Source organism: Acrocarpospora sp. B8E8, from assembly GCF_039871605.1.
In the GTDB taxonomy this organism is placed as follows: domain Bacteria; phylum Actinomycetota; class Actinomycetes; order Streptosporangiales; family Streptosporangiaceae; genus Acrocarpospora; species Acrocarpospora macrocephala.
Window position 1 is genome coordinate 161,654 of record NZ_JBDPLV010000008.1, and the last position, 15,569, is coordinate 177,222.

At 68.4% G+C, this 15,569-nt stretch carries 17 protein-coding genes; 4 read left to right on the forward strand and 13 right to left on the reverse strand.

Going from position 1 to position 15,569, the window contains the following annotated elements; translation table 11 throughout:
• Window positions 1-92 precede the first annotated feature (92 nt).
• The 8 genes from ABGB08_RS10230 to ABGB08_RS10265 form a co-directional block, all read right to left on the reverse strand.
• Window positions 93-704, reverse strand: coding sequence for a response regulator transcription factor (locus ABGB08_RS10230; protein ID WP_347588754.1), 612 nt, complete (start codon window positions 702-704; stop codon window positions 93-95).
• Entirely contained in the window at window positions 704-1,945 is a 1,242-nt protein-coding gene (locus ABGB08_RS10235; RefSeq protein WP_347588756.1) for a sensor histidine kinase, read from the reverse strand. The genes ABGB08_RS10230 and ABGB08_RS10235 overlap by 1 nt, the downstream gene beginning before the upstream one ends.
• Window positions 1,903-2,742, reverse strand: coding sequence for an ABC transporter permease (locus tag ABGB08_RS10240; RefSeq protein ID WP_347588758.1), 840 nt, complete (start codon window positions 2,740-2,742; stop codon window positions 1,903-1,905). Before ABGB08_RS10240 ends, ABGB08_RS10235 begins: the two co-directional genes overlap by 43 nt.
• A complete protein-coding gene (locus ABGB08_RS10245; RefSeq protein WP_347588760.1) occupies window positions 2,739-3,569 on the reverse strand; it encodes an ABC transporter ATP-binding protein in 831 nt (276 codons plus the stop codon). The genes ABGB08_RS10240 and ABGB08_RS10245 overlap by 4 nt, the downstream gene beginning before the upstream one ends.
• A 77-nt stretch (window positions 3,570-3,646) precedes the next feature.
• A complete protein-coding gene (locus tag ABGB08_RS10250) occupies window positions 3,647-4,402 on the reverse strand; it encodes an SDR family NAD(P)-dependent oxidoreductase (RefSeq protein WP_347588762.1) in 756 nt (251 codons plus the stop codon).
• Window positions 4,403-5,104: an alpha/beta hydrolase gene (locus ABGB08_RS10255; protein WP_347588764.1), complete on the reverse strand. Its 702-nt coding sequence runs from the start codon at window positions 5,102-5,104 to the stop codon at window positions 4,403-4,405.
• A 9-nt stretch (window positions 5,105-5,113) separates the two neighbouring features.
• On the reverse strand, window positions 5,114-5,404 hold the full coding sequence (locus ABGB08_RS10260; RefSeq protein WP_347588766.1) for an ATP/GTP-binding protein: 291 nt from the start codon (window positions 5,402-5,404) through the stop codon (window positions 5,114-5,116).
• Between the two features lie 34 nt (window positions 5,405-5,438).
• Complete coding sequence (locus ABGB08_RS10265; protein WP_347588768.1) at window positions 5,439-6,905, reverse strand: 3-hydroxyacyl-CoA dehydrogenase NAD-binding domain-containing protein; 1,467 nt, start codon at window positions 6,903-6,905, stop codon at window positions 5,439-5,441.
• An 80-nt stretch (window positions 6,906-6,985) separates the two neighbouring features.
• Here ABGB08_RS10265 and nucS point away from each other — a divergent pair, with 80 nt between their 5' ends.
• From nucS to ABGB08_RS10280, 3 genes are all read left to right on the forward strand, one after another.
• Window positions 6,986-7,648, forward strand: a complete 663-nt coding sequence (nucS, locus tag ABGB08_RS10270) for an endonuclease NucS (RefSeq protein WP_347588770.1) — start codon at window positions 6,986-6,988, stop codon at window positions 7,646-7,648.
• A 518-nt stretch (window positions 7,649-8,166) separates the two neighbouring features.
• Complete coding sequence (locus ABGB08_RS10275) at window positions 8,167-8,334, forward strand: hypothetical protein (RefSeq protein WP_347588772.1); 168 nt, start codon at window positions 8,167-8,169, stop codon at window positions 8,332-8,334.
• Window positions 8,331-9,050: a CHAP domain-containing protein gene (locus tag ABGB08_RS10280; protein WP_347588774.1), complete on the forward strand. Its 720-nt coding sequence runs from the start codon at window positions 8,331-8,333 to the stop codon at window positions 9,048-9,050. The genes ABGB08_RS10275 and ABGB08_RS10280 overlap by 4 nt, the downstream gene beginning before the upstream one ends.
• A gap of 240 nt (window positions 9,051-9,290) precedes the next feature.
• On the opposite strand, the gene ABGB08_RS10285 is transcribed toward ABGB08_RS10280, so the two are convergent.
• From ABGB08_RS10285 to ABGB08_RS10305, 5 genes are all read right to left on the reverse strand, one after another.
• Window positions 9,291-9,716 carry an SRPBCC family protein gene (locus ABGB08_RS10285; RefSeq protein ID WP_347588776.1) on the reverse strand — a complete coding sequence of 142 codons (426 nt, stop codon included), beginning with the start codon at window positions 9,714-9,716 and terminating at the stop codon, window positions 9,291-9,293.
• A gap of 69 nt (window positions 9,717-9,785) precedes the next feature.
• Complete coding sequence (locus tag ABGB08_RS10290) at window positions 9,786-10,331, reverse strand: HAD domain-containing protein (protein ID WP_347588778.1); 546 nt, start codon at window positions 10,329-10,331, stop codon at window positions 9,786-9,788.
• A 76-nt stretch (window positions 10,332-10,407) separates the two neighbouring features.
• Window positions 10,408-10,866: a hypothetical protein gene (locus tag ABGB08_RS10295; RefSeq protein ID WP_347588780.1), complete on the reverse strand. Its 459-nt coding sequence runs from the start codon at window positions 10,864-10,866 to the stop codon at window positions 10,408-10,410.
• 1 nt (window position 10,867) lies between these two features.
• Window positions 10,868-11,449 carry a sigma-70 family RNA polymerase sigma factor gene (locus ABGB08_RS10300; protein ID WP_347588782.1) on the reverse strand — a complete coding sequence of 194 codons (582 nt, stop codon included), beginning with the start codon at window positions 11,447-11,449 and terminating at the stop codon, window positions 10,868-10,870.
• A gap of 27 nt (window positions 11,450-11,476) precedes the next feature.
• Complete coding sequence (locus ABGB08_RS10305; protein WP_347588784.1) at window positions 11,477-12,820, reverse strand: S8/S53 family peptidase; 1,344 nt, start codon at window positions 12,818-12,820, stop codon at window positions 11,477-11,479.
• Between the two features lie 102 nt (window positions 12,821-12,922).
• On the opposite strand from ABGB08_RS10305, the gene ABGB08_RS10310 reads away from it, so the two are divergent.
• The gene (locus tag ABGB08_RS10310; RefSeq protein ID WP_347588786.1) at window positions 12,923-15,568 is read left to right on the forward strand and encodes a CHAT domain-containing protein; all 2,646 of its coding nucleotides are present in this window, start codon (window positions 12,923-12,925) and stop codon (window positions 15,566-15,568) included.
• The last annotated feature ends 1 nt before the right edge of the window (window position 15,569 follow it).

The following is a 15,569-nucleotide window of genomic DNA, read 5'->3' on the forward strand; positions in this document are numbered from 1 at the left end:
ACCTCAACGGGGAGGCCCGGGTTGGCCGATTCTGGCAGGGCTGAAACCGCCGCGCCGACGGTCTTGGGCACCCCCCGGCCGTCTGACCGAACTCACAACAGGCCTCGCCCCAGCGCCGTGGTGACGGCGGCGGTGCGGTCCGAGACGCCGAGTTTGCCGAAGACGCGGAGCAGGTGCGTCTTGACCGTGGTCTCGCTGATGAACAGCTCGCGGCCGATCTCGGCGTTGGTCAGGCCCCTGGCCACCAGGGAGAGGACTTCGGTTTCGCGAGGGGACAACGAGTCCGCCACTGGCGCGCGCAGGCGGGTCACCAGCTTGGTGGCGACCGACGGGGACAGGACGGTTTCGCCGCGGGCGGCGGCGGCGATGGCGTTGAGGAGGTCGGCGCGAGAGGTGTCCTTGAGGAGGTAGCCGGCGGCGCCCGCTTCCACGGCGCGAACGATGTCCTGGTCGCTCTCGTAGGTGGTCAGCACGATCACCCGCGACTCCGGGCGGTCGGCGAGGATGCGGGTGATCGCGCCGACGCCGTCCCCGCCAGGCATGCGCAGATCCATCAGGATCACATCGGGCCGCAGATCGCGGGCGCGGACCACGGCCTCGTCACCGGACCCCGCCTCCCCGATCACCGACACCTCGGAATCGAGCATGCCACGCAAACCCTCCCGGACCACCGGGTGATCGTCCACGATCATCACGCGAATCATCAGATCTTCCCTGGGTGGGTGATGCGCAGGCTGGTGCCCGCGCCGGGGGCGCTGGTCACGGTGAGGGTGCCGCCCTGCTGCTCGATCCGGGTGCGCATGCCGCGCAAGCCGTACCCGGTGGAGGCGGCGGGATCGAAGCCGGTGCCGTCGTCCTCGATCGTGAGGGCCACCTGGTCAGGGGCGTACCGCAGGGAGAGGCGGGCGGCGGAGGCGGCCGCGTGCCTGCGCACGTTGGCCAGGCCCTCCTGGGCGGTTCTGAGCAGGACCACCTCGGTGCTGGGCGGGAGCGGGCGGGACTCGCCCTCCACCGTGCAGGCGACGGTGAGGCCGGTCTCCTCGCCGAGCCGTTCGGTCAGGCGGCGCAGCGCGTCGTCCAGGGTGGAGCCGTCCAGCTGTGCGGGGGCGAGCGCCGCGATCAGCCCGCGCGCCTCGGCCAGGTTCTCCCGCGCGGTCTGTACGGCCAGCTCCAGGTGCCGGGCCGGATCCGGCCGCGACTGGGCGGCCTGGATGAGCATGATGATGCTGGTGAACCCCTGCGCCAGGGTGTCGTGGATCTCCCCGGCCAGCCGTTCCCGCTCGGCCAGCGCGCCGCTCTCGGCCGACAGCCGGGCCACCTCGGCGCGGCTGGCCTCCAGCTCGGCGATGAGGTTGGCGCGGTCCTGGCTCTGGTGGATGATCGCGGCGATCCACGGCCCGAAGACCAGCGCGAAGGTGACCGTGATCAGCGTCACCCCGAAGAAGAGCACCAGGTCGCCGGGGTCGGTCCCGGGCAGAGTGAGGAACCGCGCGGCCGGGGACACATTGAGGAAGAGCACCGCGCACACCGCACGCCAGCCGCTGAGCAGCATGAAGATCTGCGGGCAGAGCGCGAACAGGCCGAAGGTGGCTTCGGAGACCAGCAGCGAGGCGGGCAGGAAGGCGACCGAGATCAGCACCACGTAGCCGACCGCGCGGCGGCTGTTGTCCTCGTCTTCCATGATCGCCGGGCGGCCGAGGAGCAGGTACCCGGCCGCGCACAGCAACATCAGCCCGATCGTGGCCGCCCGGGCGGCGGCCGGGGAGTCGTCGGCCAGCAGGACGAAGATCATGGAGACCGTCCAGCCCAGCGTGAACAGGATCTCCCAGCCCTGGAAGGAATCCCACGCGTTGCCCTCGGCAGGCGCGACCCGGGGGAGCTGGTTCCGGCCGCGGAAGGCGGTCATCCGTCCCTGCGGCCCTTCCATCTGAACGTCATCAGGCACAGCACCAAGCCTCCGATGACCCAGGCTCCCAGAACCAGGGCAACCCTGCCTAGCTCGTACGAACCGGTCAGCTCCAGCCGCGCGCCCTCCTCGCCCAGGAAGACCGAGCGCAGGCCCTGGCACATCCACTTGAGCGGGAACACCGAGGAGATGTTGATCAGCCACGGTGGCAGCTCGGTGAACGGGATGTAGACGCCGGAGATGAACTGCAGCACCACGAACGGCATCGAGATCACGGCCGCCGCGCTCTTGGCCGAGCGGGGGATGCTGCTGGCCGCGATGCCGAGCAGCGCCGCCCCGGCCAGGCCGAGCACGAGCACCCAGGTCAGGGTGACCCAGGCGGAGACTTCGGTGGGGAGCTCCAGCTCGTACATGAAGACGCCGATGGCCAGCAGGATCAGCACTTCCAGCAGGGCGATCACCAGCGAGCTGAGCATCTTGCCGACGAAGTACGCGCTGCGCGGAATGGGCGTGCCCGCCAGGCGTTTGAGGGTGCCGTCCTCCCGGTCGATGGCGATGCCGATGCCGAGGTTCTGGAAGGCCGCGCCCATCACGCCCGCGCCGATCAGACCGGCCGTGTAGACCTGGGAGACGGTGATGCCGGTGCCTTTGAACTGGTCGGAGAAGATCGATCCGAACAGCACCAGCAGGATGATCGGGAACGAGAACGTGAAGATGACGGCGTCCTTCTCGCGGAAGAACATCCGAGTCTCCACCGCCGCCCGGGATAAGCCGAGGGCGAGCGCGGAGGGCAGGGGAGCGGTGTGGGTCGCCTTCTCGGCGGCGGTCGTCGTCATTCGGGGGCCTCGATCAGCGTCAGGTAGATGTCCTCAAGGGTGGGGCGGGTGATGGCCAGGCCGGGGACCTCGCCGTCGTAGCGGCGGGACAGCTCCAGCACCGTCCGGGTCGGCGTGTCGGTCTCGACCAGTCCGTCGGCCCAGGTCACCTTGGCCTTCGCGGTGGCCCGGCCGCCGAGCGTGGCCGGGTCGCCCGCGGCCACGATCCGCCCCCGCGCGATCACGGCCACCCGCTTGGCCAGCGCCTCGGCCTCGTCCAGGTAGTGGGTGGTGAGCACGATCGTGGTGCCCTCGGCGGCCAGGCCCTTGATCAGGTCCCAGAACTGGCGGCGCGCCTCCGGGTCGAAGCCGGTCGTCGGCTCGTCCAGGAAGAGCAGCTCCGGGTTGCCGATCACGCCGAGCGCCACGTCCACCCGGCGCCGCTGGCCGCCGGAGAGCTTCCTGATCCGGACGTCGGCCTTCTCGGTCAGCCCGACCTTGGCGATGACCTCCTCCGGGTCGCGCGCCATCGGGTAGTAGGCCGCGAAGTGGCGGATCGTCTCGCGTACCGTCAGCTCGGCCGCGTCGTTGGCGGTCTGCAGGACGATGCCGAGCTTGGCCCGCCACTCCCGGGTCGGCTTCTGCGGATCGATCCCGAGCACGCGGACCTCGCCCGAGTCCCGCTTGCGGTAGCCCTCCAAGATCTCGACGGTGGTCGACTTGCCGGCCCCGTTCGGCCCGAGGATGGCGAAGACCTCGCCCTTCTTGATCTCCAGGTCCAGCCCTCCGACGGCTTGCACGTCGCCGTAGCGTTTGGTGAGCCCCCGTACATGTATCGCTGTTGTCATGGCTCCAGCGTCGGGTCTGTACGCCTCCCGCGGCACCATCGGCCGACCGACCCGATTGTCCTCCTTCCGGAGGACACCTAAGCCGTGGTCGTGAGGCCGCCGTCCACGTAGAGGACCTGGCCGGTCATGTACACGGCGGCGGGGCTCGCCAGGAACACCGCCGGGGCGGCGATCTCTTCGGGGGTGCCCCAGCGGCCCATCGGAACCGACGCCGTCGTGGTGTCGTTCGGGTTCTGCCAGAGGGTGCGGTTGAGGTCGGTGGCCGTCCAGCCGGGACACAGGCAGTTCACCCGTACGCCACGAGACGCCCATTCCAGGGCGAGTGACTTGGTCAGCGCGACCACGCCGGCCTTGGCGGCGGCGTACGCGGCGAGGAAGGGCGCGCCCTTGGCGGCGACCGAGGCGACGTTGATGAGCGTGCCGCTGCCGCGCTCCAGCAGGTGCCCGGCGACCGCGTGGCTGACCGCCATGGCGGAGTCGAGGTTGAGCCGCATGAGCTTGTCCCAGCCGGACAGCCGCAGATCCTTGAACTCGACCAGGAAGTTGGATCCCCCGGCGTTGTTGACCACGATGTCGAGGTGGCCGAGCGCGTCGATGCCCGCTTGTACGGCGGCGGGGATGGAATCCCGGTCCATGACGTCGCACGGGATGACCGCGGCCTGGCGTCCGAACGCCTCGACCTCCTTGGCGACCTCGCTGAGCGTCTCCGCGGAGCGCGAGACGAGCGCCACGTCGGCCCCCGCCTCCGCGTACGCGAGCGCGATGGCCCGCCCGATGCCGCGCGAGGCTCCGGTGACGAACGCCTTTTGCCCGGAAAGATCAAATGCCGTCATTTATACCTCTGTGGGAAGGGGAAGGGCTTCGGGATTGACGCGCTTGACGATCTCGGTGAGCACAATGCGGACATACGGCTCGCCGACCCACAGGTGCTTCGCGCCCTCAACGCCGACAACCTCGGCCTGGGGAACCCGGGCGAAACGTTTGATGGCCTCATCCGGCCGCAGGTAGTCGTCGAATTCGGGGACCAGCGCGGTCAGCGGGCGGCCGAAGGTGGCCCAGGCGTCCAGGTCCTCGTCGGTGGCGCGCTTCAGCGGGGGAGAGAGCAGGATCGCGCCTTCGACGAGGGGGTCGCGGCCCCATCTGAGCGCCAGTTCGGTCCCGAACGACCAGCCCAGCAGCCACGGATGCGGCAGATCATGAAATTCGGCATATTCCAGGGCGGCGGCCACGTCCAGGCGCTCGCCGACGCCGTCCTCGAACACGCCGTCGGAGGTGCCGCGCTCCGAGGTCGTGCCCCGGGTGTTGAAGCGGAGCACGGCCAGGTCGGCCAGCGCGGGCAGGCGGTAGGAGGCCTTGCGCATGACGTGACTGTCCATCATGCCGCCGTGCGTGGGCAGCGGATGCAGGCAGACCAGCGTGGCGACCGGGTCGTTGTGGGGGAGCGCCAGCTCGCCCACCAGAGTCAGGCCGTCGCCCGTCTGCAGCTCGATGTTCTCCCGTTTCGCCGGAAGCACCGTGGACGCCCTGATCTCCATGAGTTCCTTTCAGTACCTGCTGCGGCCCGGTCCTCGTTTGATCCGGTTTCGCCAGCAGGCCGTGTGCCAGTGCCGCCGCTCGCCCTCGCCGCCGGACCAGTTGGGCCAGCTGACCAGATGCGCCATACCTACCCGGATCTCCTGATCGCAGCCCGGGCACCGGTAGACCTTATCGGCCGCGCCGCCGACGATCCGCCGCACCTGCCACTCACCGTCCGGCCACTCCTCGACCTCGCCGATGCCGAACCGCCCGGCGAATCCGAGATCCTGATCCCGCCGTTTGGCCCGGCGCGGGCTCATGTCTCCTCCACATCATCGAGCGTATTCCCTTTTTTCACCCTTTAACGTCTTTCATCCCCGCCGCGACCAGCCGCTCCAGCAGTGGCGCGGGCGCGAACGACGGCTCCCGGTATTCGGCATAAAGCGCACGCAACCCATCCCGTACGGTCTCCAGCCCGAACGCCTCGAGCATCTCGAACGGCCCCTGCGGATAGCCACAGCCCAGCTTCATCGCAGTGTCCACGTCCGCGAAGGACGCGTAACCCGACTCGACCATCCGAACGGCGTCGTTCAGGTACGGGAAGAGCAGCGCGTTCACCACGAGCCCCGCCCGATCCGCGCACGCCACCGGGGTTCGCCCCATCACCCGGGCCAGATCCTGCGCGACCGTGGCGATCTCCGGCGCGGTCAGCACCGTGTGGACCACCTCGGCCACCTCCGCTCCCACCAGGTGAATGCCCACCACACGTTCCGGATTCGGCAGCCGTACTGCGACATCCACCACCGGCGGGGCGGTCACCGCGAGCACTATGTCGGCGTCCCGGTGCCCGTCGAGGGTCTTGAAGCCCGCCGTGTCCAGCCGCTCCCGGAGCAGCTCCGCGTCCACCCCGTCACCGACGACCCCGATCGTGGTCACGGTCACTTTCGGCCCGGAGGACGGAGGAGCGGTCGGCTTGGCCGTACGGGGATGGAAGCCCTGACCGGATTTGCGGCCGTGCATTCCAGCGGTGACCAGTTCCCGCAAGAGCGGGGACGGTGCGTGGCGGCGATCCTTGGTCTCGTAGAAGAGCACCTCGCAGATCTCGTACGAGGTGTCCAGACCGATGAGGTCGAGCAGCTGGAACGGCCCCATCGGCAGCCCCGCGCCCACCCGCATCGCGGTGTCGATGCCGTCCCGGGACGCGACACCCTCCTCCAGCATCCGGCAGGCCTGGTTGAGATAACCGAGCAGCAGCCGGTTGGCCACGAACCCGGCCCGATCCCCGACGACGATCGGTGTCTTCCCCAGCCGGGTGGCCAGCTCGGCGATCTCTCCGCCCAGCCCGTCCTCGGTCAGCACAGTAGTGACCACTTCGACCAGCTTCATGACCGGCGCGGGATTGAAGAAGTGCATCCCGACGACGCGCCCAGGCCGGGAGGTGTTCGCCGCGATCGTCGTCACGGACAGAGACGAGGTGTTGGTCGCCAGCACGGCCGACGGCTTGCAGATGCGATCCAGATCCGCGAACAGCGCCCGCTTCAGCTCCATCACCTCAGGAACCGCCTCGATCACCAGATCCGCGTCCGCCAGCTCGTCCCTCTTATCGGTGAGCGTGATCCGCCCCAGAATGGCCGCCCGCTCCTCAGCGCCGAGCCGCCCCCGCTCGACCGCCTTTCCTGTGGACGATTCAAGATGCCCGCGCCCTCGGCTCACCGCACCCTCGTCGATATCCACACCGATAACCCGCAACCCCGCCCGGGCGAACACTTCCGCGATCCCCGCGCCCATGATCCCCAGCCCGACAACCCCGACAGTCTCCACCGCGCGCCCTCCTCGGTTACTCCTCAGTAGTCTCCCAGAGTGTCCTGGTACGGCCACGCGCGCGGGTAGGGTTGCGGGTCATGCGGCTGGTCATCGCGCGATGCAGCGTGGATTACGCGGGAAGACTGACGGCCCATCTCCCGATGGCGCCCCGGCTGATCCTCATGAAGGCGGACGGCTCCGTGTCGATCCACTGCGACGACCGCGCCTTCAAGCCCCTGAACTGGATGAACCCGCCCTGCAAGGTCCGCGAGGAAGAGGGCCAGTGGACGGTCACCCAGGGCAAGACCGGCGAGAAACTCATCCTCACCATCGACGAGATTCTGCACGACTCCAGCCACGAACTCGGCGTCGACCCCGGCCTCCAGAAAGACGGCGTCGAAGCCCACCTGCAGGAATTACTCGCCGAGCACATCACCACCCTGGGCGCCGGCTGGACCCTGGTCCGCCGCGAGTACATGACCGCCATCGGCCCGGTCGACATCCTCTGCCGCGACCACACCGGCGCCGCCGTCGCCATCGAAATCAAACGCCGCGGCGAAATAGACGGCGTCGAACAACTCACCCGCTACCTGGAACTCCTCAACCGCGACCCATTACTGGCCCCGGTCCGCGGCATCTTCGCCGCCCAGGAAATCAAACCCCAGGCCCGCGTCCTGGCCACCGACCGCGGCATCGACTGCGTCACCCTCGACTACGCAGCCCTCCGCGGCATCGAACCCGAGAACCCCACACTGTTCTGATCGCCGCACGCTCGGTTAGCTCTCGGCCTCCCACTCATTGGCAATGCAACCCCAGTGTGGACTGCGACCCCACATGCTGCCGGGCTTGCTGGCCGATCGCCCTCCAGTACTGCCCGCCTGCGCTCGGTTGGGGCCATTGCAGCCTCGGTGGCGAGGGTGCGACCTGCCGCGGTCTATGGCGATTCATACGAACCTGGCCGGCTCACTCCACGCGATGTTTGGCGCCCCTCCGGCAGTCATATGTCCCAATAAGCCCATTTGATGATGACTTGGTCGTCCCGAGGGGATATGTCTGGCTGGTGGGGGGCAGGCGTAAATTAAGGCACGTATCCGTGCCGGGGCTGTTTCGCGGCGTGTCGCTTGTGCGAATGGCCTGGCTGCTGGAGCCGGTGTCGAAACTGGCCGGCCTTTTCCATGCCGATCAAGTCCTGGCGTTCAGGACGTCCTTGGGTGACGTTCACCGATCGTCACTCATGCCTGACGTCAGGGGCGTCGCGTCCCGACCAGGAAGGCTGATTATGAGCAAGAGACCGGAAGCAGAACTCGTGGCAGAAGGCGTGGACACCCACCCTTGGGGTCCCACCGAGCCGGACGAGGAGCAGGTCCTGGTCTCTCTGGGCTACGTCCTCAACCCGGAGACCGGCGTGTACGAGCAGGAGCCGAACGGAAGGAGGACGCCGTCATGACCGCCGAGAAGATGGTAGCGCGGGCGAGTGACGACCTCGGCCTGTCGGGCCGGCCGAACGTCATCACTCGCTGGTATGCCGCACGGAACGGGTCGGAGTTCCTGCGAGAGCCGTGGTGCAACATGGCCATCACGTACTGGGCACGGCACTCCGACAACGCCGCCGCGGTCCTGCCGAACGGGGATCGCGCCTACACGGTGTGGCACGCCCAGGACGGCGACGGACTCGGCCGCTGGCATCCGGGGACCGTGGCCAACATCAAGCAGTACGCGCGGCCCGGTTCGCTGGTGTTCTTCGACTGGGGCGGCACCAACTCCATCGGTCGGATCGACCACATCGGCGTGGTCGAGAAGAATCTCGGCGACGGCAGGCTGCAGACGATCGAGGGCAACACCGATGACGCCTGCAAACGGCGCATACGTGACGCGTCAGTGATCGCCGGGTTCTGGAACCCCGACTACGAGAAGAACGAGAGCTGGACGGAGGCCATCGTGAGAGAGCTCCCGATACTCAGGCAGGGCGAGCAGGGGCCGCACGTGCGCACGATGCATCACCTGATGCTCGCCAGGGACGTCCCGGGGCTGGCCGGTGTCAGTGACACCATGTTCACCCCGGCCCATTCCGTGGGCATCCGCGATCTGCAGACGGCCGCGGGGATCGAGGTAGACGGCGTCGTCGGGCCGCAGACCTGGCCTGTGCTGCTCGGAGTGCACTGAGAACCCGTGCGGCTCTGCGGGCCCATCGGACCCGCCGAACCCCCGCCATCCGGGGCGGGGGTTCTCCCTTTCCCCGGCGCCGACGGCCGAGCCGCGCCGGTCGGGGGCCTGTTGGCTCGCCGGGGTTCCGCGTGCCCGGCGAGGCGGAGATCCGGCTACTGTTCGTGTCCGATCCCACGCGGGTGGCGATCGTGCTGGTCGCCGACGACAAGGCCGGGAATGGAAATTTCCGGAAGTGAATCAGGGTTCTGCGCTAAGGCCCGCAGCTTCCTCCAGGGTCCGTTTCATGTCCTGTGCGCCCCGCTCGACGCGTACGCGGGTTTCGGCTGCCAGCGCATCCGGCAGCAGGTCGGTTATCCAGACGAGCCGACTCCGGTCCGAGTCTTCGGGGAAAACCTGGAACGAGGCGTGGTGGTGGGTGATGGGCTGTCGCGCGCCTTCAATCACGGCGTAGGCCAGCCGACGAGTTGTGTCGTCGATATCGACGATCAACTCGCGGATGATCCGGCCACCAGGAAAAGTGAGAACCCTGACGTCGCCCTCCAGGCGGGTGTCGACAACACGGTCCGGTAGAAGGCGCAAGTGCACCGCGCCCACATCGCGTATCGCCGCCCATACCTGCTCTGGCCGGGAATTAATCACGACTTCTGTATGGATGGAAGCCATTAATCTCCTGTCCGCTTGCTTCTCAGATCATCGATTCTGTCGCGCATGTCCAGGGAGTGGTGACCCGCATCACGCGCCCGTCCGTAGCGGCAGCGTTCCGTGACTGCGCAACCACTCGTTCAGAGCGAGGAAGTCGGCGTCGCCGAGGCCCTGACGGGGGTCGACACGATGGAGCAGGGCACGCCCTCGGTGGTGTGCGGATACCCAAGCTCGATCTATATCAGTGATCTCATCGTCGACCCAGGCGAACGAGCGCCGTGCCGCCCAGTCGACGAGCGATCGAGTCTTCCAATGAATCCCCTCCCGCTCGTCCCGTTCATCAGCCTCGGACGGCTCCGGCCATGTCACCACCGGCAACCGTGGCAGCCCGATCCGCGGCGCGATGCTCTCATTCGCTTCGTCCATCCATGCCGTGGCCCACACCAGATCGCACGGCAGCGCCACCAGCCGGGGCCCGTGCGCGGGATTGATCCTGGCCAGAAGCGGATTCGAGTCGGCCTTCCGTGGCTCGCGGCCTGTTCGATAAATCGGATACTGCTGCGGTGCCGCGCCGAATGGAATGAGCGGTCCATCGACATCGAGGAAGAGCAGCGGACGCTGCACAGAGCCGGTCACGGCTGCACGATAGCTCGTCATTCCGACAGACCCGTTCGACGAGAAGACTCGCCGGCCCGGCCGCCGGATGCGGGATTCACAGGACGATCGAAGTCGTCGACACCTCCAGGCCCGATGCCGTACGGAAAAGCAGGCGGAAGTGTTCGGCTGGTTTCCGGGGGATGACGAAGTAGCCCACGTCGTCGATCGGGATCTTGCTCATTTGGCCTGATCTTGACCATACCTGGACGTCCCCGGATTGCCCGGGGACGATCTGGCCGAGCAGCGCGTCCTCCGTGACCTCAAGCTCGATCGTCAGCTGGGCGGACACGTAGGTCAGCGCGCGCAGCGTCGCGGTGTCGACGCGGCTGACGCCCATCGGCTCATCCTGATGCAGACCGGAGTCGTACGTAAGCTCGGCCAACTCGACGTCGATGTTGTACCAGGCGAAGGCTGCCTTGCCAGCCTCCATGAAGTCGCGCGGAACCACTTCGGCGGCCTGCTGTGCTGCGGCGAGCCGTCGGATGAGCTCCTCGTCGCTCCACCCATTGGACATGTCATTCACCTCCCAATGCTCCGATCTCAGGGTCCAGGAGAGCGGCCACAGCGGGGTCGTTGCGCAACTTGGCCAGGCATCGGGCCCGGGTGGGGCCGATGCTGCCGATGGGTATGCCTAGCTGCGTGCTGATCTCATGGTAGGAGCTGTCCTGGATGAGCAGGGAGAGCATTTGCTGAGAGGACGGCGGCAGTCGGCTGAATGCTGCACGCAGGATCGCGTTCTGTTCCGCTTCCTCCACGACCTGTTCGACGCTGGGGGATCTGTCGTCCACGGCTATGTCCAAGTCCAAGGGCTGCTCGGCGTTCGCATATCGCCGTCGTGCCCCCAGAATGCGACAACATTCATGTTTGGCGATGGTCGCCAGCCACGATCCCAGGCTTTCTGGCTTCTTCAGTTGGGATAGATGCTCGACGGCGCGCATCCACACATACTGCGCAACGTCGTCGGTGTCTCCCCGATCCAGCCGATAGCCTTTGCAGATCGACCACACCATGGGCCCGTACCATTCGACGAGCTCGTTCCAGGCGTTCTGCTCGCCCGCGCAGGCACGGACCACCAGAGCGGCGACCACGTCTGGCATGACGTCTCCTTCGGCACCCTCGCACGATCAGGGCAGCTGGCGCACGACTCGGATGCCGTGGTCACGGAGTTCGCTGGCATACACCCCACGGAGGAGTTGATCGGCCGCCACAGGCGCGGTCGTCCTCAACCCTTGGGCCTTTCTCGCGAGGTATCCGGCGACGTGGGCGGCCGCGAAGGACGTTCCGTCCCACTCGGCGAACCCCGGGGTGCCGAACGAAGCGGACTGGCCGCGCTCGACGACCGCGCCCTTCTCGTAGTCCATCTGGACGAGATTCACCTTGTCCGGCAGGAACAGGCCCCGCCTGCCCACGCCTGGCGCGTAGCAGTCGGTCCAGGGAGCCTGATCCAGTGTGGGTGAGAAGAACGCCACCTGGCCGTAGTCGTGGTCGGCGCCGACGGCGATGACCGTAGGGCTGGCAGCTGGCCACATGGGCAAGGTCGGCTCCAGCGCAGGATGCTTGCGCTCGTCCTCGTGTGGGGTACCCGCACCGGCTGGGAGGTCTTCCGGCCGACGGCTGTTGCCCAGAGCCGCCACCTTGATCATGTCCGGGGTCCGCTCGCACGCACGGGCCAGCACCAGGGGCTCTATGCCGTCGGCGGTCGTGCCGCCGAGCGCCAGGAGGAGGATGTCCACGTTGTCGTTGCGGCTCTGGATGATGCTCTTTGCCAGCTCCCACGACGTGGTGGTGAGGGTGTACTCGTCTAGCACAGGCCGGATGATGAACTCGGCGTCCGGAGCCAGTTGCGCGGCAATCGAACAGGCGAGCAGGCAGTGCCCGCCGTACGAGACCCGCGGAGATGTCCGGTCTCTGAGCAGCCCTTCGGCGGCGACGACATATCTCCCCGCGAGACCCTCGTGTGGGTACAGCGGAGTGTCGATGATGCCGACCCGTATCCGGGGTTTCAGCACGTTCCTCCGGGGCGGCAGCTCGAACGGCTCCACGGGGCGCGGTTCCCCGATGGCACCCCCGCTGTACGGCGAGCCTTCGATGTTCTCGTAGACCCGGTTCTTGGCGATTCTGAGCTTCCAGCCCTGGTGGTCCGCGGCGGTGAGGTCCCGAAGGTGGTGCAGCAGGATGTCCAGCGGCGTGAGTTCCTCATGCAACGTGTGCGCCAACGCTGGATCGCCGGGCTTCGTCCGCTCGTCGGGTATCTGCTCGGGGGCCAGCCCCTCCATCGCGTCCTCGAAGGCCACCAGGGTGAGCAGCGTGAGTCCCAGTTCCTCGCTCCGCTCGGTCTCCACGACCCTGATGTTCAGGGCGTCGAGCATCCTCCGGAGCAGGCCCTCGTCCTTGAGGTCCACCACCACCTGATCGTCATGGAAAGCCTCCAGCCTGCGGCGTACGACGTGGTTTTCGGAATACGGCATCGAGCCACCCCTTTTGTCGTGTGGAACACTCATGACGGGCAGAGGCGGGCTATTACCCCCCTGATACATCACATCCGGATAAGGTTCACGCACACTGTCGAAGTGGACACGACCGCCTCCGAGTTGGCCGCGGAACTGCTGCGTCTGGCTGAAGACGATCCGGCGGAACTGCTGGCCGTGGCCGCAGAGATCGCCGAAAAAGCGCGGGCGGACGGCGATTTCGAACTTGCGTCGGTTGCGTCGCGGGCCGTCGGCATCGCGGCCATGCACGCGGCCGACCTCGGCCTGGCGGAGCGCCACCTGCTGGGCGCGATCCGGTTCGCCGCCCTGGCGGGCGCACCTGCGCTCGGTGGTGAGGCGCGGCTGCGGCTGGCGTTCGTCTGGTGCGTGCTCGGGCGGATCGAGCAGGCGATGGCAGAGATCGACGGCGCATTACCCGACCTCGACGCGGTGGGCCGGGCCCGGGCGGAGGCCCAGCGTGGGGTGATCTTCAATCACCTCAAGCGGTCCGACGACGCGCTGGGCTGCTACCGTGCCGCGCTTCCGGTGTTGCGGCGAGCCGGGGACCGGCTGTGGCTGCAGCGCGTACTGTGCAACCGCGGAGTGGCGCACGGATACCGGCACGAGTTCGGCGCAGCGGAAACAGATCTGCACAAGGCCGCGGCGATTTGCCGGGAGCTAGGCCTGAGCCTGTCCCTGGCCATCGTGCAGCAGAACCTCGGCTGGGTCAGCGCCCTGCGCGGCGAGGTGCCGACGGCGCTGCGCCAGCTGGACCTCGCCGAGGAGCGGTTCCGCGACCTCGACACCCACCAGCTGTGCTGGACACTGGCCGACCGCACGGAGCTGCTGCTGTCGGCCGGGCTGATCGCGGAGGCCCGGATGGCGGGGGAGGAGGCGGTGGCTCAGTTTACCGCGCGTAACCGCGAGATCGGCCTGCCCGAGGCTCGGCTGCTCCTCGCCCGCATCGCGTATCTGGAGGGAGACCATGCCGGTTCGGCCCGGGAGGCGCGGGACGCGGTGACCGGATTCCAGCGGCAAGGCCGTTCGGAATGGGCGGTCCTGGCCTGCTTTGTCGAGCTGAGGTCTGTGCTGGCCTCGGGCGCTGCGGTGACCTTGGAAGCCATGGAGCGCTGTGCTGGCGAACTGGTCGAGGCGGGCTGGCCAGGCCCGGAGGTGGAGGCGCGGATGCTGGCGGCCGGGCTGGCCGCGGACTGCGGTCAGCATGCGCGGGCGCAGCGGCAACTGGCTCTGGCCGGGCGTAACCGCCACCGGGGACCGGCCATCCTGCGGGCCAGGGCATGGCACGCCGAAGCCCTGCTCCGGCTGGCGCGGGGCAACCGCCGCGGTGCCAAGGTCGCGATCCGCACCGCGCTCGGCGTTCATGACGACCACCGCGCGACCCTGGGGGCGACCGATCTGCGGGCGCACGCGTCGCGCTACCGGATGGAGGTGGCCGAGCTGGGGCTGCGCCTGGCTCTGGACGGCGGGGACCCCGCCGATCTGCTCTCCTGGGCCGAGCAGGGCCGGGCCCGGCACCTGCTGCGCAGGCCGATGCTCCCCCCGGACGACTCGTACCTGGCCGAGGCGATGGCCCAGCTCCGGGTCACGGTCGCCAGGATCCAGGAGCGGGCAGAGGGGCAAGGCTCCGAGCGCCTCGAGCAGCTCCAGATCGCGCTCGAACGGAAGATCCGCGACCACTGCCGATGGCAGGACGGCGGGGCGGTCGCGCCGGAGGTGGTGCCGGTGTCGGCCGACGAGCTGGCGGCGGCCCTCGGCGACTCCGCGCTGGTGGAGTACTTGATCCTGGACGACACGGTGCACGCCATCACGATCGCGGCCGGCCGGGTCCGGCTGTGGCGACTCGGGCCCTTGGCACCGGTCGGGGAACTCGTCAACCGGGTCCCGTTCGCGTTGCGGCGGCTGGGGCGCTACCGGGCCGTGCCCGGCAGCCGCTCGGCGGCTGCGGTGATGCTGCGCGACGCGGCTGCGAAGCTGGATACCTGCCTGCTGGCCCCGCTCGCGACGGAGGTAGGGGATCGGCCGCTGGTTCTGATCCCGACCGGTCCCCTCCAGGGGTTGCCGTGGTCGGTGCTGCCGTCGATGGCCGGGCGGCCGGTCAGCGTGTCGCCGTCGGCGGCCCTGTGGCACGCCGGCACCCGCAGGGCCCACGCGGACGGGCCGACCGTGGTGGCGTCCGGGCCCGGCCTGCCCGAAGCGTCCAGGGAAGCGGCGGCGGTGGCCTCTATCCATGGCGTGTCCGCACTGGTCGGTGGGGCGGCCACCACGCACGCCGTGGTCGCCGCTCTGGACGGCGCGCGGCTGGCTCACCTGGCGGCGCACGGTCGCCTACATGCGACGAACCCGCTGTTCTCCTCATTGCGCCTGGCCGATGGGCCGCTCACCCTCTACGACCTGGAGCGACTGGGGCGTCCGCCGCAGATGATCGTCCTGGCGGCCTGCGACACCGGTCGTCCTGTCGTCACCGCTGGGGATGAGCTGCTGGGCTTCGGCGGAACGTTCCTCGCGCTGGGGACCCGGACGATCGTGGCGTCTGTCCTGTCGATCCTCGACAGCGAGACCACGAATCTCATGATCGCACTGCACCAGCTGATGGCGGTGGGTCAGTCGGCCGCTGTGGCGCTGGCCCAGGTCCAGCGGCAGGCCACCACGGAAGGCGGGCAGGTCGCGGCGGTCGCGGCCGGTTTTGTGTGCGTCGGGGCCGATCACACACTGACCTCGGTCGCCTGAA